The 20,051-nt window shown below is 69.2% G+C and carries 17 protein-coding genes and 2 tRNA genes; 6 read left to right on the top strand and 13 right to left on the bottom strand.

Features of this window, described 5'->3' with window-relative positions:
* Nucleotides 1-300: 300 nt before the first annotated feature.
* On the bottom strand, nucleotides 301-1,755 hold the full coding sequence (locus QLH51_RS06800) for a globin-coupled sensor protein (protein ID WP_125654237.1): 1,455 nt from the start codon (nucleotides 1,753-1,755) through the stop codon (nucleotides 301-303).
* 112 nt (nucleotides 1,756-1,867) lie between these two features.
* Nucleotides 1,868-2,824, bottom strand: a complete 957-nt coding sequence (locus QLH51_RS06805) for an L-threonylcarbamoyladenylate synthase (RefSeq protein WP_125654235.1) — start codon at nucleotides 2,822-2,824, stop codon at nucleotides 1,868-1,870.
* 46 nt (nucleotides 2,825-2,870) lie between these two features.
* Here QLH51_RS06805 and QLH51_RS06810 point away from each other — a divergent pair, with 46 nt between their 5' ends.
* On the top strand, nucleotides 2,871-4,592 hold the full coding sequence (locus QLH51_RS06810) for an acyl-CoA dehydrogenase (RefSeq protein ID WP_125654233.1): 1,722 nt from the start codon (nucleotides 2,871-2,873) through the stop codon (nucleotides 4,590-4,592).
* A gap of 201 nt (nucleotides 4,593-4,793) precedes the next feature.
* On the opposite strand, the gene QLH51_RS06815 is transcribed toward QLH51_RS06810, so the two are convergent.
* From QLH51_RS06815 to QLH51_RS06835, 5 genes are all read right to left on the bottom strand, one after another.
* Nucleotides 4,794-5,690, bottom strand: a complete 897-nt coding sequence (locus tag QLH51_RS06815; protein WP_206428757.1) for a DUF4167 domain-containing protein — start codon at nucleotides 5,688-5,690, stop codon at nucleotides 4,794-4,796.
* Between the two features lie 245 nt (nucleotides 5,691-5,935).
* Nucleotides 5,936-6,754: a peptide chain release factor N(5)-glutamine methyltransferase gene (gene prmC / locus QLH51_RS06820; protein ID WP_125654229.1), complete on the bottom strand. Its 819-nt coding sequence runs from the start codon at nucleotides 6,752-6,754 to the stop codon at nucleotides 5,936-5,938.
* A 222-nt stretch (nucleotides 6,755-6,976) separates the two neighbouring features.
* Nucleotides 6,977-8,047, bottom strand: coding sequence for a peptide chain release factor 1 (gene prfA / locus QLH51_RS06825; protein ID WP_125654227.1), 1,071 nt, complete (start codon nucleotides 8,045-8,047; stop codon nucleotides 6,977-6,979).
* The gene (gene hisS / locus QLH51_RS06830) at nucleotides 8,044-9,390 is read right to left on the bottom strand and encodes a histidine--tRNA ligase (RefSeq protein WP_125654225.1); all 1,347 of its coding nucleotides are present in this window, start codon (nucleotides 9,388-9,390) and stop codon (nucleotides 8,044-8,046) included. Before hisS ends, prfA begins: the two co-directional genes overlap by 4 nt.
* A 43-nt stretch (nucleotides 9,391-9,433) precedes the next feature.
* Complete coding sequence (locus tag QLH51_RS06835; protein WP_125654288.1) at nucleotides 9,434-10,774, bottom strand: cation:proton antiporter; 1,341 nt, start codon at nucleotides 10,772-10,774, stop codon at nucleotides 9,434-9,436.
* A 143-nt stretch (nucleotides 10,775-10,917) separates the two neighbouring features.
* On the opposite strand from QLH51_RS06835, the gene QLH51_RS06840 reads away from it, so the two are divergent.
* Nucleotides 10,918-10,991: transfer RNA gene (locus QLH51_RS06840), tRNA-Gly, on the top strand.
* A gap of 8 nt (nucleotides 10,992-10,999) precedes the next feature.
* Here the strand turns inward: QLH51_RS06840 and QLH51_RS06845 are convergent.
* Nucleotides 11,000-11,326, bottom strand: coding sequence for a YnfA family protein (locus QLH51_RS06845; RefSeq protein ID WP_125654223.1), 327 nt, complete (start codon nucleotides 11,324-11,326; stop codon nucleotides 11,000-11,002).
* Nucleotides 11,327-11,366: 40 nt separating this feature from the next.
* Nucleotides 11,367-11,453: transfer RNA gene (locus QLH51_RS06850), tRNA-Tyr, on the bottom strand.
* A 136-nt stretch (nucleotides 11,454-11,589) separates the two neighbouring features.
* Here QLH51_RS06850 and QLH51_RS06855 point away from each other — a divergent pair.
* Together QLH51_RS06855 and rlmB are read left to right on the top strand one after the other, a co-directional pair.
* Nucleotides 11,590-13,185, top strand: coding sequence for a M20/M25/M40 family metallo-hydrolase (locus QLH51_RS06855; RefSeq protein ID WP_206428755.1), 1,596 nt, complete (start codon nucleotides 11,590-11,592; stop codon nucleotides 13,183-13,185).
* 1 nt (nucleotide 13,186) lies between these two features.
* Entirely contained in the window at nucleotides 13,187-13,939 is a 753-nt protein-coding gene (gene rlmB / locus QLH51_RS06860; protein ID WP_125654221.1) for a 23S rRNA (guanosine(2251)-2'-O)-methyltransferase RlmB, read from the top strand.
* Between the two features lie 383 nt (nucleotides 13,940-14,322).
* On the opposite strand, the gene QLH51_RS06865 is transcribed toward rlmB, so the two are convergent.
* A complete protein-coding gene (locus tag QLH51_RS06865) occupies nucleotides 14,323-14,640 on the bottom strand; it encodes a 2Fe-2S iron-sulfur cluster-binding protein (RefSeq protein WP_125654219.1) in 318 nt (105 codons plus the stop codon).
* Nucleotides 14,641-14,699: 59 nt separating this feature from the next.
* Here QLH51_RS06865 and QLH51_RS06870 point away from each other — a divergent pair, with 59 nt between their 5' ends.
* Nucleotides 14,700-15,344 (top strand): DNA-3-methyladenine glycosylase family protein, encoded by a 645-nt coding sequence (locus QLH51_RS06870; RefSeq protein ID WP_125654217.1) that lies wholly within the window; start codon nucleotides 14,700-14,702, stop codon nucleotides 15,342-15,344.
* Nucleotides 15,345-15,747: 403 nt separating this feature from the next.
* On the opposite strand, the gene QLH51_RS06875 is transcribed toward QLH51_RS06870, so the two are convergent.
* The 3 genes from QLH51_RS06875 to QLH51_RS06885 form a co-directional block, all read right to left on the bottom strand.
* The gene (locus QLH51_RS06875) at nucleotides 15,748-16,062 is read right to left on the bottom strand and encodes a hypothetical protein (protein ID WP_125654215.1); all 315 of its coding nucleotides are present in this window, start codon (nucleotides 16,060-16,062) and stop codon (nucleotides 15,748-15,750) included.
* Nucleotides 16,059-17,723, bottom strand: coding sequence for a DNA repair protein RecN (gene recN, locus QLH51_RS06880; protein ID WP_125654213.1), 1,665 nt, complete (start codon nucleotides 17,721-17,723; stop codon nucleotides 16,059-16,061). Before recN ends, QLH51_RS06875 begins: the two co-directional genes overlap by 4 nt.
* Nucleotides 17,724-18,107: 384 nt before the next feature.
* On the bottom strand, nucleotides 18,108-19,079 hold the full coding sequence (locus QLH51_RS06885) for an outer membrane protein assembly factor BamD (RefSeq protein WP_125654211.1): 972 nt from the start codon (nucleotides 19,077-19,079) through the stop codon (nucleotides 18,108-18,110).
* 94 nt (nucleotides 19,080-19,173) lie between these two features.
* Here QLH51_RS06885 and QLH51_RS06890 point away from each other — a divergent pair, with 94 nt between their 5' ends.
* On the top strand, nucleotides 19,174-19,998 hold the full coding sequence (locus QLH51_RS06890; protein WP_125654209.1) for a class I mannose-6-phosphate isomerase: 825 nt from the start codon (nucleotides 19,174-19,176) through the stop codon (nucleotides 19,996-19,998).
* Nucleotides 19,999-20,051 lie beyond the last annotated feature (53 nt).

The following is a 20,051-nucleotide window of genomic DNA, read 5'->3' on the forward strand; positions in this document are numbered from 1 at the left end:
TTTCCCGATCCCCGCCAATCCCAAGCACGCGCGCCGCCCGGGCGCAACCGCTTTGCGGTCTGGTACGCTTCGGGGGGCGGCCACATACGTCATCCCGGCGAAGGCCGAAATCTTCCTGTTGCCAGACCGCGTGCCTCGCCGCGGGAGGCTCCAGCCTGCGCTGGGGCGACGTTTGGTTCTCTACGCCAGCCTCTTGCCGTCATTCCCGCGAAGGCAGGAATCGATAGCCGCCAACGATCGTAAAGGAGTCGCACCGTTGCGTATATGGATCCCCACTTGCGCAGGGACCACGGTCACCCCTCAAGCCGCGGCCAGTCGCTCCTGCATCCGGTGCACCGCATTGCCGCTGGCCGCCCCGTCCAGCCGGAACCGGGCGACTTCGGCCGCCAGCACTTCGGCCTCCTGCGCGAGGATGCGGGCGGCGGCGGTCGTTTCCTCGACCATCGCGGCGTTGCGCTGGGTGACGTTATCCATTTCCGACACCGCGGTATTCACCTGCTGAAGCCCGATCGACTGCTGCGTTGCCGAGGTGGCGATGCCCGATACCAGTTCGCTTATCTCGCCGATGCGGCCGATGATCCGCCGCAGCGCCTCTCCGGTGGCGTTGACCAGATCGACCCCGGCCTCCACCTGTTCGGACGAGGACAGGATGCGGGTCTTCACGTCCTTCGCGGCGTCGGCCGATCGCTGGGCGAGCGCGCGCACCTCGCTGGCGACGACCGCGAAGCCCTTGCCGGCATCCCCCGCGCGTGCCGCCTCGACGCCCGCATTCAGCGCCAGCAAATTGGTCTGGAACGAGATGCCGTCGATGACCGAGATGATCTCGCTGATTTCTGCCGACGACCGCTGGATGCCGTCCATGGCGTCGACCGCGCGGCGCACGATCCTGCCCGATGCCTCGGCCTCGCTGCGCGCTTCGCCGACGATCCGGTCGGCGCGCGACGCGCCGTCGGCGGTCTGACGGACGGTGCCGGTGATCTGCTCCATCGCCGCGGCGGTTTCCTCGAGGCTCGCCGCCTGCTGCTCGGTGCGCTGCGACAGATCGTCCGACGCGTGGCGGATATTACCCGAACCGATGCGGATCTGCTCGCCCGACCGGGTGACCATGCCCAGCGTCTCGCACATCTGCCGGCGCATGGCTTCGAAACTGTCGGCCAGCGCCTGATATTCGCGCGGCAGCCCGTCGAGCGATACGGTCAGGTCGCCCTGCGCCATCCGTTCGAACGCCGCCCCGCACCGTTCGATGACCGCCCGCCGTCCGGCCTGTTCCGCCACGAAATAGGCGGCGAGCGCGATGTCCATGTCGATCAGCGACGCCTTGACCAGCGCGGTCGCGGCGCGCGCGCGACGACGGGCACCGAACGGCCAGCCGGTCCGCCCCAGCACCAGCCGCGGCAGGACATGCTCCAGCATCCGCGCATAGCCGCTGATATACCAGGTCGGCGCAAGGCCGATCCGGGCATGGACCTGCCCGATATGCGACGCGGCGGCGGCATAGTTGCGGTCGATCGGGCCGGAGAACAGCTTGCGCCAATGCTCCAGCTGCTTGTCGCGGGCATGGTCCATCCGCGCGGGCGAGGTGAACATGTCGCGGATCGACGGCGTCGCGGCGATATGCCGGTACAACGACGTCAGTGCTGCGGGCGCATGGCGTTCGATAGCCCGCCGGACCAGCGGGAACGTGCCATAGCTGCGCGCGTCGTAATCGAACGCCGCCAACCGTTCCTCGAAATCGATCTCTTCCGAACCGCTCACCCGACCCTCCCTTTGTACGAAACGTACCTTAGGAGGCGAATGATTAACGTCGGGTAGCTTGAAAAATGAAAACTGCCACCGATCCCCGATACTTGCGGGTCGCCGTGCTGGTTCAGCCCGGCACTGCCGCGCGGCGCAGCCGGTCGTTGATCGCCACGCCCAGCCCGGTATCGGGCACCGGTGCGACCGCGATTCCCGATCGCTCGGCCATGTCGGCCACATGCAGCGCATCGAACAGCCGCGCCGCCGCCTCGACCAGGTCGCCATCGGCCGACAGCGTGGCATCGCCCGCGACCGGCCCGAACCCGATCAGCCATTCGTCGTCGCGCGCCGCCATCGCTTCCAGCCGCACCGGCCGGGACGGGGCATAGTGACTGGCCAGTTGCCCCGGCGCCTCGATCCCCGCCCCGGCTCCACCGACCGCGCACCCCAGCAGGTTGGCGATGTCCTCGCGTGCGATCGGACCGGGTCGCAGTTGCCGCACCTGTCCGCCGACACAGGCGATGATGGTCGATTCGATGCCCCGAGCGGTCGGGCCGTCGTCGATCACCAGCGGAATCCGTCCCCCCAGGCTGCGCAGGACATGCTCGGCGCGTGTCGGGCTGATCGATCCGCTGGCATTGGCCGAGGGCGCCGCCAGCGGTCGACCGGTCGCCCGTAGCAGCGCCTGCATCGCGTCGTGCGCCGGCACGCGCAGCGCGATTGTCGCCAGCCCGGCGGTCACAAGCGACGCGATGCCGCTGCCCTCGCGGATCGGCAGCACCAGCGTCAGTGGGCCGGGCCAGCAGGCATCGGCCAGTCGCCGCGCAGCGTCGTCGAACACCGCCAGCGCCTCGGCCGCGGCGCGATCGGGGACATGGACGATCAACGGGTTGAAATCCGGGCGTCCCTTGGCGGCGTAGATACCGGCGACCGCACGCGAATCGGTCGCGTCGGCGGCGAGGCCATAGACGGTCTCGGTCGGTACCGCGACGCAGCCCCCCCTTCCGATCACTTCCGCCGCCGCAGCGATCGCCGCCGTGCCGTAGGGTAAGCGAACGGTCGGAATCGAAGCGTTTGGAGCGGTCATGATTGCGTGGCTATACCGGTAAAAACCGCCGATCGAGAGAGGGCAAATGGACCTGACCCCCGCTACCGCCGAACAGCGTTTCGCGCTGACCCACGCCGCCGGGATCGAGGGGATCGCCGCCGCGCCCCGGTTCGAGGATGCGACCCCCGACCTGCTCGATGCGATCCTGACCGGGATCGGCGATTTCGCCGCGGGCGAATGGCGCCCGCTGTCGCGTAAGGGCGATACGGTCGGCGCGCGCTGGACCCCCGACGGCGTGGTCATGCCGGACGGCTACCGCGCGGCGTATCAGGCCTATGTCGCCGGCGGCTGGGGCACGATCGGGTCGCCGGCCGATTTCGGCGGGCAGGCATTGCCCTTCGCGGTCGCCACCGCGGTGCTGGAGACGCTGGGGACCGCCGATCTCGGCTTCGCCCTCGCGCCCACGCTGACGGTGGGGGCGATCGAGGCACTGACCCATCATGGCAGCGCGGACCAGCAGGCGCGCTACCTGCCCAGACTCGCGACCGGCGAATGGACCAGCACGATGAACCTGACCGAACCGCAGGCCGGATCGGACGTGGGCGCGCTCACCACCCGCGCCGAACCGGTCGGCGACGGGACGTGGCGAATCACGGGGACCAAGATTTACATCTCGTTCGGCGACCATGACATGGTCGACAATATCGTCCACCTCGTCCTTGCCCGCACGCCGGGCGCCCCTGCGGGAACCAGGGGCATCTCGCTGTTCCTCGTGCCCAAGTTCCGGCTGGACGCCGACGGCAATCCGGGTGCGGCGAACGACGTCCGCGTCGTGTCGATCGAACACAAGATGGGGCTGCACGCCTCGCCCACCTGCGTCCTGTCGTTCGGCGACAACGGCGACTGCATCGGCGAACTGATCGGGGCCGAGGGCGGCGGGATGCGCGCGATGTTCACGATGATGAACAACGCCCGCCTGAACGTCGGCCTGCAAGGTGTGCAGGTGGCGGAAGCGGCAACCCAGCGTGCCGTCGCCTATGCCCGTGAGCGTGTCCAGTCGGCGCGCGCATCGACCGGTGGCGCACCGGTCGCGATCATCGAGCATCCCGACGTCCGCCGCATGCTGCTGCGCATGACTGCGCAGACCATGGCGGCGCGGGCGCTGGTCTATTACGCCGCCGGGCAGGTGGATCGCGCGACGCTGGGGATCGACGGCGCGAAGGCTCGGCTCGACCTCGTCACCCCGCTCGCCAAGGCGCACGGTACCGATATCGGCTGCGAGGTCGCGAGCCTCGGCGTGCAGGTCCATGGCGGCATGGGCTATGTCGAGGAAACCGGAGCGGCCCAACATTACCGCGATGCGCGCATCACCCCGATCTACGAAGGGACCAACGGCATCCAGGCGGCCGACCTGGTCGGGCGCAAGCTGTCGGGCGATGGCGGAGCGGCGATCGACGCGCTGTTCGCCGAAATGCGCGGCGAGGTGACGCACGCTGCCCTGAACGACCTGCTGGGCGATACCCAGGCGGTCGCGCGCTGGATGCTGGAGGCGAGCGTCGACGACCGGCTGGCGGGCAGCTATCCGTTCCTGACGATGCTCTCTACCTGCGTCTGCGGCTGGCTGCTGGAGCGGCAGGGCCGGGCGCTGGGCACAGTGGACGATCCGGATTTCGTCGCCCGCAAACGGGCGGCGGTCGGCTTCTATCTCGACCGCATCGTGCCCGAGGCGCGCGGACTGGGGATGGCGGCGATGGCAGGCGCGGGCGGGCTGTACGCTCTGAGTGCGGAGCAGTTCGCGGCGGGGTGACCGGGTCGAGACCGAATAGCCGTCACCCCGGCGAAGGCTGGGGTCTCCCGCGGCGGACGGACCGCGCTGTTCCGAAAGATTCCAGCCTTCGCTGGAATGACGCTCGGGCAACGAAATTCTGTCCAGCATGAGCCACAAACGAACGGGGCCGGCATCGCTGGGTGCGATACCGGCCCCGGTTGCGGATCGGCGACGCCCCGATCAGGCGGCGGGCGGCGCGGCCTCTTCCTCGTCCGTGCGGACACGGCGACGGCGGCGCGGGCGTTCGGCGCCATCGTCGTTCGCCGACAGCGCCGGCGGCAGGCGATCGGCGTCGATCGACGGCGCGACCTCCGCCTCGGCCGGTGCCGCTTCGACACGCGTACGCGGTGTGCGGCGGCGAACCGGCTTGGCTTCGGGAGCCGCCTCGGGCGCTGCCTCTACGACATCGTGCTGCTGCGTCCCGACTTCGCCCTCGATGCCGCGCTGTTCGGCGCCGTCATTGGCAGGAGCGGTGCGGCCGCCGTCGCGACGCAGGCGTTCGCGCTGCGGGCGATCCTCCCGCGGACCGCGATCGTCGCGAGCCTGCCGTTCTTCGCGCGGCTGGCGTTCCTCGCGGGGCTGACGCTCTTCGCGCGGGCCGCGATCGTCGCGGACCTCACGCTGGGCGCGTGGCTGGCGATCGTCGCGGTTGCCACGGTCGTCGCGATTTCCACGGTCGTCACGGTTGCCGCGATCGTCGCGCTGGCCACGGTCATCGCGCTGGCCGCGATCTTGGCTGCCGGTGTCGGCACCCATGTCGCCGTCGCCGTCGAAATCCTCGTCGTCGTTGCCGTCGAACTCGTCACGGGGACGGCGCTGTTCCTCGACGCGCGAACGTCCCGCTTCCAGCACGCGGAAATAATGGTCGGCGAACTGGAGGTAATATTCGGTGTTCACCCGGTCGCCGGCGCGCTGGGCGTCGGCGGCGAGGTTCTTGTATTTCTCCAGCAACTGCGCGGCGTTGCCGCGCGCACGATTGTCGATGCGATTGCCGTTATCACGCGGGTTGCCGCCGCCGCTTCCCGGCTGGCGCTGTCCACCGCGACCGCGACGGCGGCCGGCCTGACGATTGTTCATCAAGGGTTGGTTGTCCTGTCCTTACCTGTCCGTCGATCTCGCGATCCCGGGTGCGAGCAACTCCGCGAGGCGATGCACCGGCACCGTCCGCCTGCCATGCCCACCGGACGACAGTGGGTCACATGACGATGGAAGGAGCCAGCCCCGCAATCAACGCCTACGTCGATGGTGCCTGCCCCGCAGCCGGTCTTAGCGACTGCGCCGGGCTTCTCCAAGCGGAAAGATGGGTTCGCCGCACGACAGGATCAACCGGCTACAACGCAGCGCGGCCGGCCGCCGAGATCGCGGACCAGTCGCGCGGGCAGGCCGGCGGCCGCGACCAGCGCCAGCACGGCGTCGCCCTGCCTATGCCCGATCTCGATCGCGGCGATTCCGTCGGGGGCCAGCAGGCGCGGCAGGTCGGGGACGATCCGGCGATAGTCGTCGAGCCCGTCCGCCCCGGCGAACAGCGCGCCGGCCGGCTCATGGCCAGCGACCTCGCGCGGCAGCACCTCCCCCGTCCCGATATAGGGCGGATTGGCGAGGATCAGGTCGAAGCGTCCGTCGATCCCCGCGGTCCAGTCGCCCTGCGCCCAGGTCACCCGGTCGGCCATGCCCGGCGCGTCGCCGTTGCGCCGGGCATAGGCGAGCGCCTGTACCGACGCATCGACGCCCAGCCCGGTCGCACCCGGCCACTCCGCCAGTGCCGCCAGCAGCAGCGTGCCTGGCCCTGTGCCGAGGTCGAGGATACGGCCCGGCGCCCGCCCGGCGAAATGATCGACGGCCGCCTCGATCAGCGTCTCGCTGTCCGCGCGCGGTACCAGCACGCCGGGACCGACCAGCAGGTCGATGGTCCAGAAGGCGCGGCTGCCGGTGATGTACGCAACCGGTTCATGGGTCAGCCGGCGGTCGACCAGCGTTTCGAATCCGGCGGGAACCGGGTCGTCGAGGCGGGCGAGCAGCATCGTCTCGCGGCTGCAACCCAGCGCGTGGGCGGCGAGCAGTTCGGCGTCGAGGCGGGGCGAATCGGACACGCTTGCGATGCGGGCGGTCGCGCGGGTCAGGGCGTGGCGCAGCGTGGTCATGGCCGATGGTAGAAGAAAGGATCGTTCTCACGCGGAGGCGCGAAGACGCGGAGGATCAGCGTTCGCCGATAGCGATCACGCAGCGATCCGACGTTTCGCACGCCTGCACAAGACAAGGCACCTGGCGGCACGGAACCCGACCGTGAGCACGACCCCTTCGCGTCTCCGCGCCTCCGCGTGAAGACAACCTTCTTCTCATCCCGGCCCACGCTCGCGCGCGCCTCACCCATCCAGCGTCGCCAGCCGCTCCGCCTCGTCCTGCGCGATCAGGGCGCCGATCAGTTCCCCCATCTCGCCTTCGAGGATTTCGGGCAAACGGTGGAGCGTCAGGTTGATGCGATGGTCGGTCACCCGCCCCTGCGGGAAATTATAGGTGCGGATGCGCTCCGAGCGGTCGCCCGATCCGACCATCGAGCGGCGGGTGCCGGCGCGCTCGTCGGCCAGCCGCTGGCGCTCGGCCTCGTACAGGCGGGTGCGCAGGACCTTCAGTGCCTTGGCCTTGTTCTTGTGCTGCGACTTCTCGTCCTGCTGGATCACCACCAGCCCGGTGGGCAAGTGGGTGATGCGGACCGCCGAATCGGTGGTGTTGACCGACTGGCCGCCGGGCCCCGACGAACGATAGACGTCGATGCGCAGGTCCTTGTCGTCGATCTGCACGTCGACATCCTCGGCCTCGGGCAGGACGGCGACCGTCGCGGCGCTGGTGTGGATGCGCCCGCCGCTCTCGGTCGCGGGCACGCGCTGCACGCGGTGGACGCCGGATTCGAACTTCAGCCGGGCGAACACGCCCGCGCCGGTGACGCTGGCGACGACTTCCTTGTAGCCGCCGGCGTCGGACACCGATGCCGAGATCAGCTCGACCCGCCAGCCGCGATTGTCGGCATAGCGCTGGTACATGCGGAACAGGTCGCCGGCGAACAGCGCCGCTTCGTCGCCCCCGGTGCCGGCGCGGATTTCGAGCATCGCCGCGCGTTCGTCGGCGGCATCGCGCGGCAGCAGCGCCAGCGCCAGCGCGCGTTCGGCCGCGTCGAGCTGCGCACGGTTCGCGTGCAGTTCCTCGACCGCCATCGCGCGCAGGTCGTCATCGGCGTCCTGCGTCATGAAGCTCAGGCTATCGCTTTCGGCGCGCAACCGCCGCACCTCGCCCGCCGCCTGTGCGACGGGTTCGAGTTCGGCATATTCCTTCGACACCGCGACGAAGCGGTCGCCGGGCAGGTCGCCGGTCGCCATCTGCGCCGCAAGTTCGTCGCGCCGCGCCTCGATCTGGGCGATGCGTTCGGGGGCGATGGTCATTCGCTATCCGATGCCTGCCAGAGCCCGTCGCGCCATTCGCCGATCATTTCCTCCAGCACCGAATCGCCCTCGACGTCACTATCGGTCACGCCCGACGAATACAGGGTGGCCGCGTGCAGAAATGCCTCCCGGTCTTCGGCGGCTATGTCGATCTGTCGACCGGTCGCCAGCAGCTTGGCAGTGACGCCACCATCCGCTCCGACCAGCGCGACCATCGACGCACCCTGCGTATCTGCCTTGGCCATGCGCCGCTTCATATTGCCGCGATAGGCCATGTCAGCCACCGCTCCGGCGGCGCGCAGATCCTGCAACAGCGTCATGGCCGGCACGTCGGCCTCGCCCTCACGCGGGATCACGCAGACGGCAGCGCGCGGTACCGCCGGCTCCTCCAGCAACATCGCCAGCCGCTCGATCCCCGCCGCCCAGCCGACCCCCGGCGTCGCCGGCCCGCCGAGCGACTCGATCAGCCCGTCGTAGCGTCCGCCCGCCAGCACGGTCCCCTGCGCGCCCAGCCGGTCGGTGACGAATTCGAAGGCGGTGTGGCGATAATAGTCCAGCCCGCGCACCAGCCGGTCGTTGCGGGTCCATTTGACCCCTGCCGCGTCCAGCCCCGACGTGACCGCCGCGAAGAAGTCGGCCGCTTCCGCCGTCAGATACGCATCGATCCCCGGTGCCGAATCGGCGATCGGGCGGTCGCGGGGGTCTTTTGAGTCGAGGATACGCAACGGGTTCTTGTCGAGGCGCTTGAGACTGTCTTCCGACAGGTCGCCGCGATGCCCCATGAAATGCTCGACCAGCGCCGCGCGCCATGCGTCACGCGTTTCGGCATCGCCCAGCGTATTGAGCTGCAGCGTCACCCCGTCGGCAATGCCCAGTTCGTGGAGCAGCTGGTCGGCCATCGCCAGCAGCTCGACATCGGCCATCGGCTCGGCCGCGCCGATCACTTCGGCATCGATCTGGTGGAACTGACGATAGCGGCCCTTTTGCGGGCGTTCGTAGCGGAACACGGGGCCATGCGTCGCCAGCTTGAGGGGGGCATATTGCTGCCACCCCTCGGTCAGGTACGCGCGGGCGATACCGGCAGTGAATTCGGGGCGCAGCGTCAGCGAATCGCCGCCGCGATCCTCGAACGAATACATCTCCTTCGACACGACATCGGTCGTCTCGCCCAGCGAGCGGGCGTAGACGGCGGTCGATTCGAACACCGGCACCTCGACGCGGGCGAAGCAGTAGAGCCGGCGGACGCGTTCGAAGGTTTCGGCGACGTGGGTGAAACGCCGCTCGAAATCGCCGAAAATGTCCTGGGTGCCGCGGACGGGACGCGGAGTCGTGATCTTTGCCATTGTCCGCGCGATTTATGGCGTCCGCCCGGCGAACGCCAGTGGCTTACGCGGCCTGCGTGCGATCAATCGTCCCCAGTTCGCCGCTCGCCCGCGCCCGCTTGCCATAGACCGCCTCGAACAGCGGCGTCGCCATCACCGTCGTCACGATCGCCATCAGCACCAGCATCGCGAACAGCGTGGGGCCGATGATCCCCTTTTGCAGGCCGATGTTGATGATGATGAGCTCCATCAGCCCGCGCGAGTTCATCAGCGCGCCGATGCCGAGCGCGGTACGATTGTCCTCGCCCGCAAGACGCGCCGCGGCCCAGCAGGCGCCGAACTTGGCGAGGATCGACACCGCCAGCACGCCCAGCGCGATCAGCAGCAGCGGCAGCGAGCTGACCGTATCCATCCGCGTGTTCAGCCCCGAATAGGTGAAGAACATCGGTAGCAGCAGCACGACCGCCAGCGGCTCGACCTTGCGCTTCAGCTCCTCGACGAACAGTCCGCGGGGCATGAACACGCCAAGGATGAAGCCGCCGAAGATCGCGTGGATGCCGATCGCGTCCATGAAGAACGCCGACAGGCAGAACAGCATCAGCGTGACCGACAGCACGGTCATGCTCATCTCGCCCTTCGCCTCGACAGCGCGGCCGAGCGGCGCGAGCAGGCGCTTGCCGAACAGGACGAGGAACAGCGCGTAGAGTATCGCACCGCCGATCGCGAGGATCGCGACGCCCGCACCCGCACCGAAGGTCGCCAGCACGATCGCGAGCACGCACCACGACACCGCGTCGTCGAACGCCCCGGCGGTCAGCGACAGCGTGCCGAGCGCGGTGTCGGCGAGGCCGCGTTCGTGGATGATCCGCGCGAGCATCGGGAAGGCGGTGAGCGCGATGCAGGCGCCCATGAACAGCGTCGCGCTGCCGGTCGAGATGCCTTCGGCGAACAGCCCCGGCACGTTCAGCAGCAGCGGGGTGACGAGGAATGCGAGGGCAAAGGGGACGGCGATCCCCGCCGCCGACACCATCGCCGCGCTCTTCGCCTTGGTCTGGAAATGGTCGAGCCGCAGCGTCAGCCCGACGAGGAACATGTAGAGCCCCACGCCCAGCTGCGCCCCGGCATAGAGGACGCCGCGCGTTTCCTTGGGAAAGATCGCCGCCTGTACGTCCGGAAAGAACAGGCCGAGCAGCGAAGGGCCGAGGACGACGCCGGCGATCATTTCCCCCACCACCTGCGGCTGGTTCAGGAAGCGCTTGCCCGCCCAGCCGACCACGCGGCAGGCGAGCAGGATCACCGCCAGTTGCAGGAAGAAATGGATCGAATAGTCCGACGGCGCATAGCTCGCCGCCGCCTGTACCGCCGGTCCGTGCGCACTGAGCACATCGCCCACCGCCGCGATCATTTCGTTCAACAAACCACCCTCCCCAGGTACGATTCGAACCCGCCATACGGGTTTTTCTTGGCAGGGCAAAGTCTTGCACGCGGCGGTTGACCTGTCCGGCCCGGCTGTGGCAGTGGCGAAGCCTTCGCGCGGCAAGCGTACGGGCGGGTATAGCACAATGGTAGTGCAGCAGCCTTCCAAGCTGAATACGCGGGTTCGATTCCCGCTACCCGCTCCAGTACGTCCCTATCGCGGTCCGAACAGGATCACGCCGCAGCCCGCCATGCACAGCGCGGCACCGATCAGGTCGAAGCGGTCTGGCACCAGCCCTTCGACCGACCAGCCCCACAGCACCGCACCCAGCACGTAGATGCCGCCATAAGCCGCATAGGCCCGCCCCGCCCCGGCGGTGTCGCTGTGCGCCAGTATCCATGCGAAGCCGATCAGCGCGGCGATGCCGGGCACCAGCCACCAGGGCGAGCGGTCGAGCCGCCACCATGCCCAGAAGGCGAAGCAGCCGCCGATCTCGAACAGCGCGGCGAACACGAAGAGGATCGGGGTCGGAATGTTCATGCTTCCCGCGAAACACCGCCGCGCTCGTTCGCGCGGGCGGTGGTGGACAGGGCTGGATTCGAACCAGCGTACGGGAAACCCGGGCAGATTTACAGTCTGCTGCCTTTAACCACTCGGCCACCTGTCCAGCCGCCACTTGCGGGGCCAGCCCCGAAGCGAGCGCGCCCATTGCCGTCCCGCAGCGGCGCTGTCAACGCCTTGCGCCATATTGTTGGGCAACTTAGCGTCGCGAACATCGCTTTCGCTGTCCGAGGAACCTGATCTTGCGCGCAATCCTGCTGGCTACCACCCTGATCGCCGCCCCGCTGGCCGCACAGAGCGTCGACCGCGACGCCGTCAACCGCATCGTCGACGAAGGCACGTCGCAGACGCAGGTCATGCCGATCGCCCAGCACCTGACCGACCGCATCGGCCCGCGCCTGCCCAATTCGCCGGCGATGCGCGAGGCGGAACGCTGGACGCAGGCGAAGTTCCGCGAATGGGGGCTGACCACCACCGCCGAGGGGTTCGAATTCGGGCGCGGCTGGACGATCGAGCGCGCCAGCGTACGCATGGTCACGCCGCGGCCGGTACAGCTGACCGCGATCCCGATCGCGTGGACGCCCGGCACCAACGGCCCGGTGTCGGCACCGGTGATCGTCGCGCCGATCGCGGACGAGAAGGACTTCGCCGACTGGCGCGGCAAGCTGCGCGGCAAGGTGGTGATGGTGACCCGGCCGGGCGACGGATCGGAACCCGGCGAGGCGCCGTTCCGCCGCCTGACCGGCGAGGACCTCGCCAAGGCCGACAGCTGGCGCGAGCCGGTCTATGATCCGGCCGATACCGACCGCCGCGCCAGGCGGCTCGACTTCGCGCGCAAGCTCGATGCGTTCCTGAAGAGCGAAGGCGCGGTGGCGATGGCGACGATGTCGTCGCGCGACGGCAAGCTGCTCCATGGATCGGGCTATCTCTTCACCCGCGATGTCGCGCCGGCGGTGCCGGCGATCGAGATCGCGGCTGAGGATTATCGCCGGCTCGCCCGGCTGTCGGTCAGCGGCCCCGCCCCGACGATCGAGATCGACACGCAGGTCCGCTTCGACGACAGCGACCCCACCGCCTACAACATCATCGCCGACCTGCCCGGCACCGACCCCGGGGCCGGCTATGTCATGGCCGGCGCGCATTTCGACAGCTGGGTCGCGGGCGACGGCGCGGCCGACAATGCCGCAGGGACCGCGGTGGTGATGGAGGCGGCGCGCATCCTGTCGACGCTGAAGGTCCGGCCGAAGCGGACGATCCGCTTCGCGTTGTGGAATGCCGAGGAACAGGGGCTGCTCGGCAGCCTCGCCTATGTCGAGCGGCATATCGCGTCGCGGCCCGAACCGGCGGGCGGCAAGGACGGCGGCCTCGCCCGCTTCTATGGCTGGACCAACCGCTTCCCGATCACGAAGAAGCCCGGCTATGACGCGATGACCGCGTATTTCAACATCGACAACGGGTCGGGCAGGATCCGCGGGATCAATGCCGAGAGCAACGTCGCCGCCGTGCCCATCCTGCGCGACTGGCTGGCCCCGTTCGCGTCGATGGGCGCGACGACCGTCGCGAACCGGCGCACCGGGTCGACCGATCACTATTTCTTCCAGTCGGTCGGGCTGCAGGGCTATCAGTTCATCCAGGACCCGCTCGACTATGGCAGCCGCTTGCACCATACGAGCATCGATACCTACGACCACCTCAAAGGGCCCGACATGCGGCAGAACGCGATCATCCTCGCGTCGATCCTGCTGAGCGCGGCCAATGCCGAACGGCCGCTGCCGCGTCCGCCCCTGCCCACCCGGCCGGTCGCCACCGACCCCTACGCCATCCCCGAGAAAGACTGACATGGCCCGCAAAGGACACCGCCCCAGCAAGGCATCGCCGCAGCGTCCGCGCTTCTGGGGCCGCCACGCCGCCTTCGCCGCGCTCGACAATCCCGAGCGCAAGATCCGCAAGATCTGGTGCACGCACGAAATGGGTGCGCAGCTGGTGCTGCCCGAGGGGGTGCCGGTGGTCTATGCCGAGGTCGCCGACCTCGCCCGGCTCGTCCCCGCCGACGCGCCGCACCAGGGGATCGTGATCGAGGCCGACCCGCTGGAGGATATCTGGCTGGCCGACCTGATCGAACAGGGGCGCGACGACGACCGGCCAATCCTGCTGCTCGATCAGGTGACCGACCCGCATAACGTCGGCGCGATCCTGCGCTCGGCGGCGGCGTTCGACGCGCTGGGCATCGTCACGCAGGACCGGCACGCGCCGCCCGAATCGGGCACGGTCGCACGCTCGGCCTCCGGCGCGCTGGAGAACGTGCCGTGGGTGCGGGTGGTGAACCTGTCGCGCGCGCTGGTCGAGCTGGGCGAGGCCGGATACTGGCGCGTCGGGCTGACCGGCAAGACCGACACGACGCTGGCACAGGCGCTGGGCCCGAAGCGGGTCGCGCTGGTGCTGGGCGCCGAGGGCGAGGGGATGCGGCAGAATACCGAGGCGCATTGCGACATCCTCGCCAAGCTGCCGATTTCGGACCGGGTGGAGAGCCTGAACGTGTCGAATGCGGCGGCGATCGCGCTGTATGCGGTGGCGATGGCGCAGGAAGCCTGACGGAATAGCGAAGCTATTTCGCAGCCTTCCAAGCCCGGCCGGCGGGCCGGCGGCCCGTCCGACGACATGGGCTTTGCCCATGTCGGGTGCGTTCGGGGCGGGCGGGTTCTCGACGGACGCTTCTCGACAGGCTCGAAGCTGCTCGAACCGAACGGGGTGGGTGGGGATGGAGATGGGGGTGGCGCTGCCCTTTGCCCCTCTCCTACTCCCTTTCCCGCCCACACCGTTCGGTTCGAGTAGGGATCGAGCGTAGTCGAGAGCCCGTATCGAGAACGGGGTTCCGCGAGCGATGGCCCGACATGGGCAAAGCCCATGTCGTCGGTCGGGGCGATGCCCCGCCGGCCGGGCGGAGATTGATGCGAACCAGCTTCGCTGCTTCGTCTTCAATCTTCCGCCGCAATGGTGACCCGCATCCCATCCAGCCCCGCCGTCACCCGCACCTGACACGACAGCCGCGACGTCGCGTCGCGGTCGTCCGCCACGTCGAGCAGGTCGTCCTCGTCCGCGTTCATCGCCGGCAGCCGGTCCAGATAGGCCGGGTCGACATGGACGTGGCAGGTCGCGCACGAACAGCAGCCGCCGCACAGCGCGAGCAGTTCGTCGAAGCCGTTGATCTTCAACACCTCCATGACCGACAGCCCGACCTCCGCGTCCACGGTTCGTTCTTCCCCGGCACGGTCGACGACGGTAAGCATGGGCATCGTTCATTCTCCTGTCGCCGTCCCATGCCGGGGGGCGGCACGCTTTTCAAGGACCGCCCATGGGCCTTTCCGCCGATCAGCTGCGCACCTCGCTCGACGCGCTTGCCGCCATCGAACCGGGCTTCGCGACCGCGCTCGCCTATGCCGGCTATCCCGAACCGCGCATCCGCGAGCGCGGCTATGTGACGCTGCTGCGCACGATCGTCGGGCAGCAGGTGAGCTACAAGGCGGCGGACGCGGTGTGGAAGAAGCTGGAGGCGACGCTGGGCGATGCCGCCGACCCGGCGCGCATCGCGACCAGGACCGACGATGAACTGCGCGCCGCCGGGCTGTCGCGGCAGAAGAGCGGCTATGCCCGCAGCCTTGCCGACGAGGTGCTGAGCGGGCGGCTGGACCTTGCCAAGCTGCCGGACGACGACGAGGAAGCGATCGCGCAGCTGGTGCGGGTGAAGGGGATCGGGCGGTGGTCGGCCGAAATCTACCTGCTGTTCGCCGAGGGGCGGCTGGACGTGTGGCCGGCAGGCGACCTGGCGGTGCAGGTCGAGATCGGGCGCATCCTGGGCCTGCCCGAGCGGCCGAGCGAGAAGACGATCCGCGAGCTGGCGGAGAACTGGCGTCCGCATCGCAGCGCGGCGACGGTGTTCGCGTGGCATCATTATATGTTCGATCCGGCGACGAAGGCGGCGAAGAACAGTGCGATTTAGGGCGCGCCGGGCAAGATGCAGCGAAGCTGCATCGAGCCGCACGAGGCGCGCCCGGCCGGCGGCGCGACAGGCGCCGTCCGACGGCACGGGCTTTGCCCGTGGCGGGCCCGGAAACGGCGGTTTTCCGCCAAAGGTCACGAAAGTCACACTCGCCACGCTTTCGCGTCGCAAGTCGTGCCGGGCGTCGGCGGGGATGCGGTTTTCAAAGAGCGTCGGCGAGTGTGGCAGACCGTAGCGTTGTAGGACAGCGGCTTGTCGCTGCCACAGGGCACTCCCCGTACCCCGGCCTTGGCCGGGGTACAGGTTGGCACTTTTCGCAGAAGTCTCGATCAAGCCCGAGGTGACGGATGGCGGGCCGTTCGTTCGGTAGCGACTGAATCCGGCGCGGGGATCAGTATGTCACCTACCGCCCCGCCCACCAACCGGCGTACGGCGTGTTCTCCACCTTATGCCGGTCATGGTCCGGCGCACCGTCGTCCCACCAGACCGGGCCGCGTTCGCCGAGTGCGATCTTGGCCGCGTCGACCGACCGGCGCGCCTTCGCCACCGCCGCGTCGTCGCCCGCGCGCTTGCCGGCACCGACCGCGCGCCTCGCGTCCATCAGCTCGTGGACCAGCCGTTCGCGCTCCGCCTCGGTAAGATCGGGGCGGGTCGCGCGCCACAGCACGCCATCGACCACGATGTAGCGGCCGTCGGGCGTGCGGGGCGGTTCGGTCATGCCGGTTCGATCAGGCGGCGGGCCTGGGCGCGGGCCTCGTCGGTGATCTCGGCGCCCGAGAGCATCCGCGCAATCTCCTCGCGGCGTTCGTCGCTCGACAGCGGGCGCACGCCGGTGCGGGTGACGATGCCGTCATGCGCCTTGGCGATCAACAGATGGCGGTGCCCACGCGCCGCGACCTGCGGGCTGTGGGTGACGACCAGCAGTTGGGTGGCGCGCGACAGGCGGTGGAGGCGGTCGCCGATCGCCGAGGCGACCGCGCCGCCGACGCCGCGATCGATTTCGTCGAAGATCATCGTCGCCGCCCCGCCCTCTTCGGCGAGCGCCACCTTGAGCGCGAGGATGAAGCGCGAGAGTTCGCCTCCGCTAGCGATCTTGGCGAGCGGCGCGAAGGGCGCGCCGGGGTTGGTCGAAATCTCGAACTCCACCCGGTCGCGGCCGGCGGACGACCATTGGCCGTCGTCGAGTTCGACGACGACGGTGCGGAAGCGCGCGGCGTCGAGTTTCAGTGGTGCCAGTTCGCCCGCGACCGCCGCGTCGAGCCGCTGCGCCGCGTCGAGGCGGGCGGCGTGGACGCGGTCGGCCTCCTTGCCATAGGCGGCACGCGCGACGGCGACCTTCCTTTCCAGCGCGCCGATCCCGGCCTCGCCCGATTCGAGCAGCGCGAGGCGGGCGGCAAGGTCGTCGGCGAGCGTGGCGAGGTCGTCGGGCTGGACGCGGTGCTTGCGCGCCATCGCCCGGAGCGCGAACAGGCGCGATTCGTCGTCCTCCAGCGCGGCGGCATCGAACGCCAGCGCATCGGTCGCCTCGCGCAACGCAGTCTCGGCCGCCTCCGCCTCGACCAGCGCGCGGTCGACCGCAGCCAGCGATTCGGTGAGCGCGGGATGCGCCTCGGCGATGCGTTCGAGCGCGCGGCCCGCCTGTCGCAGCGCCGACAGCGCGCCGTTGGGACCGTCCAGCCGCTCCTCGACCTGGGTCAGGTCGTCGGCGACCTTTTCGGCGCGCTGCATCGCGCGGCGGCGCTCGGCCAGAGTCTCTTCCTCGCCGGCTTCGGGGGCGAGCGCGGTCAGTTCGTCGACCGCATGTTCGAGCCAGTCGCGGTCGCGCTGCGCCACCTCGATCCCGGCCAGCGCCGCGCCCAGCGCGGCCTCGGCATCGCGCCAGTCGCGATAGGTGCTCCTGAGCGGCGCGGTGTCGATCCGGCCGAAACCGTCGAGCAGCGCGCGGTGGCCGCGCGGGTTGAGCAGGCCGCGATCGTCGTGCTGGCCGTGGATTTCGACCAGATGCGGGGCGAGGTCGCGCAGCAATCCGGCGGAGGCAGGCTGGTCGTTGACGAAGCCGCGGCTGCCGCCATCGGCCTTGACGATGCGGCGGATGATGAGCGGCTCGCCGGGTTCGAGGTCGAGGCCGTTGTCGTCGAACAGCGTCGCCACCGGCCCGTCGGGCACCGGCGGTGCGAAGATCGCGGTGACCGCCGCCTGTTTCGCACCGTGGCGCACCAGCGCGGTATCGCCGCGCGCGCCGAGGGCCAAGCCCAGCGCGTCGAGCAGGATCGACTTGCCCGCGCCGGTTTCGCCGGTCAGCACGCCAAGCCCGGCCGCGAAATCGAGGTCGAGCGCCTCGATCAGCACCACGTCACGAATGGAAAGCGCCGTCAGCATCGCGCCCTCCATACCCGCGGAACAGCCGGAGAACAAATGGCTTCGTGCGTTGGGGGGTGGGTTTTGGGGGTCGAACGGATCGATTATGCCGTACCCCCGCGCAGGCGGGGGTCCAGGGTGGCTCACGCGCCCGTAGTTCTGTTGGGCTCTGGACCCCCGCCTGCGCGGGGGTACGGCAGGATTCGAGAGGACCGCTGTGCCCCCCTTACCGTACCCCGGCAAAGGCCGGGGTCCAGTTGGGCAGGCTTTTTCCGTACGTCGTCCACGTCCCCCAACTGGACCCCGGCCTTTGCCGGGGTACGGTGGGATGAGGCACCGCTCGGGAAGTTCGCGACCGTTCCAGTTCGGGTAGTGCGATGGGTTGCGCCGCCCCTACCCGCCCCGTCAGTTCGGCACGCCGCCCGGGGCGCCGGGGCTGCCGCCGGTGGCGCCGGTGGTCGGGCCGACCGGCGACGGGGTGACCGGCGGCGGGGTCGTGGTCGGCTGGGCCGGCGGTTCCTCGGTGTCTTCCAGCTTCACCTCACCGGTCAGCGGCTTGGGCTTGGCATAGGTGACCGGGATCGGCTTGGGCGGCGGCGGCGACTTGTCGCTGATGAGGTCGTAGGCGCGCTGGTACCACTCGGTGCCGGGATAGTTGGCGCCGAGCACCGCGGCCGACTTCTTCGCCTCGCCCGGCACACCCAGCGCCAGATAGGTCTCGGTCAGGCGCATCAGCGCCTCGGGGGCGTGGGTCGTCGTCTGATACTGGTCGATGACCGAGCGGAACCGCATCGATGCGGACAGCCACTGGCCGCGCTGCTGGTAGAAGCGGCCGATCTCCATCTCCTTGCCCGCCAGGTGGTCGCGCACCAGGTCGAGCTTCAGCCGCGCATCGGCGGCATAGGAGGTGTTGGGATAGCGGCGCGAAAGCTCGCCCAGCGCGTCCATCGCCTGCATCGTGATCTTCTGGTCACGGGTCACGTCGCTGATCTGCTCGTAATAGCTCAGCGCGATCAGGTAATAGGCATAGGGTGCGTCGCGGTTGCCGGGATGGACCGACAGGAAGCGCTGCGCCCCGGCGATCGCCTTCGTATAGTCGGCGTCGAGATAATAGCTGAACGCGCCCATCAACTGCGCACGGCGCGCCCAGACCGAATAGGGATGCTGGCGCTCGACCTCGTCGAACAGCGCGGCGGCCACCTTGTACTGGTGCCGGTCGAGCCGGCTCTTGGCCGCCGAATACAGCGTGCCGACGTCGCGCGCGACATAGGGCAGGTCGCGCCCCGCCCCCGCGCCGCCACGGGCACAGGCGGAAAGGCCGACACCGGCAAGGGCGACGAGGATGAGCGCAGACGCGCGGGTCGATACGGTACGCATATGGGCGATGCTTCTACTGCCACAGGGGTAGCGCGAACAGTCCCTTTCGCGCATGAGCACGCGGACCCGTTCAATGACGTTCCGGAGCGACTTCATGCCCGTCACCAAGCTCGAAATGCATCGCGTCGAAAAGCCGTGGGGCCGCCATTCCCTCGGCTTCGGTTTCGCCGACCAGCCCGCCGATGCCGATCCGGTCGGCGAGATATGGTACAAGACGCCGGGCGACGACACCCCCGACCTGCTGGTCAAATATCTGTTCACGTCGGAAAAGCTGTCGGTGCAGGTCCATCCCGACGACAGCCAGGCGCAGGCGCGCGGGCTGCCGCGCGGCAAGGACGAATGCTGGACGCTGCTGGCCGCCGAGCCCGATTCGACGATCGCGCTGGGCACGCTGGAGCCGATGACCGCCGAACAGCTGCGCGACGCCGCGCTCGACGGATCGATCGAGCGCAAGCTGGACTGGAAGCCGGTGAAGCCGGGCGATTTCTTCTATGCGAAGTCGGGCACCGTCCATGCGATCGGCGCGGGCATCACGCTGATCGAGATCCAGCAGAATTCGGAAACCACCTATCGCCTGTACGACTATGGCCGTCCGCGCGAGCTGCATCTGGAAGACGGGGTCGCGGTGTCGGACGCGCGGCCGTTCGTCGCGCCGGAAGCGCCGGGCCGGATCGCCGCGGACCGCGCGATCCTGGTCGATGGCCCCAAGTTCGTGCTGGAGCGCTGGACCGGCGGCGAACGCACCGTGACGGTGCCGGCCGGCGTCAGGGGTTGGTTCGTGCCGGTGACCGGCAGCGGCAGCGCCGACGGCACCGGCTGGGCGGCGGGCGACTGCCTGACCTTCGAAGGCGAAGTCCGGTTGCAGTCGAGCGAAGATGCCGACCTGTTGTTCGCCTATCCGGGCAAGCACTACGCATGACGCGAATATGAACGGCAAGTAGTTTTCCGTTCACGCAACTTGGGCGAGTACGC

This window comes from Sphingomonas sp. 2R-10 (assembly GCF_030062225.1).
In the GTDB taxonomy this organism is placed as follows: Bacteria; Pseudomonadota; Alphaproteobacteria; order Sphingomonadales; family Sphingomonadaceae; genus Sphingomonas.

Coding starts and splice junctions, on each gene's coding strand:
- recN (WP_125654213.1), bottom strand. CDS start 17,723: ATGCTGACGGCGCTTTCCATTCGTGACGTGGTGCTGATCGAGGCGCTC.
- QLH51_RS06815 (WP_206428757.1), bottom strand. CDS start 5,690: ATGAACAATCGTCAGGCCGGCCGCCGTCGCGGTCGCGGTGGACAGCGC.
- QLH51_RS06875 (WP_125654215.1), bottom strand. CDS start 16,062: ATGACCGAACCGCCCCGCACGCCCGACGGCCGCTACATCGTGGTCGAT.
- hisS (WP_125654225.1), bottom strand. CDS start 9,390: ATGGCAAAGATCACGACTCCGCGTCCCGTCCGCGGCACCCAGGACATT.
- QLH51_RS06805 (WP_125654235.1), bottom strand. CDS start 2,824: ATGACCGCTCCAAACGCTTCGATTCCGACCGTTCGCTTACCCTACGGC.
- QLH51_RS06810 (WP_125654233.1), top strand. CDS start 2,871: ATGGACCTGACCCCCGCTACCGCCGAACAGCGTTTCGCGCTGACCCAC.
- QLH51_RS06845 (WP_125654223.1), bottom strand. CDS start 11,326: ATGAACATTCCGACCCCGATCCTCTTCGTGTTCGCCGCGCTGTTCGAG.
- QLH51_RS06835 (WP_125654288.1), bottom strand. CDS start 10,774: ATGATCGCGGCGGTGGGCGATGTGCTCAGTGCGCACGGACCGGCGGTA.
- QLH51_RS06870 (WP_125654217.1), top strand. CDS start 14,700: ATGGGCCTTTCCGCCGATCAGCTGCGCACCTCGCTCGACGCGCTTGCC.
- QLH51_RS06865 (WP_125654219.1), bottom strand. CDS start 14,640: ATGCCCATGCTTACCGTCGTCGACCGTGCCGGGGAAGAACGAACCGTG.
- prfA (WP_125654227.1), bottom strand. CDS start 8,047: ATGACCATCGCCCCCGAACGCATCGCCCAGATCGAGGCGCGGCGCGAC.
- rlmB (WP_125654221.1), top strand. CDS start 13,187: ATGGCCCGCAAAGGACACCGCCCCAGCAAGGCATCGCCGCAGCGTCCG.
- QLH51_RS06885 (WP_125654211.1), bottom strand. CDS start 19,079: ATGCGTACCGTATCGACCCGCGCGTCTGCGCTCATCCTCGTCGCCCTT.
- prmC (WP_125654229.1), bottom strand. CDS start 6,754: ATGACCACGCTGCGCCACGCCCTGACCCGCGCGACCGCCCGCATCGCA.
- QLH51_RS06890 (WP_125654209.1), top strand. CDS start 19,174: ATGCCCGTCACCAAGCTCGAAATGCATCGCGTCGAAAAGCCGTGGGGC.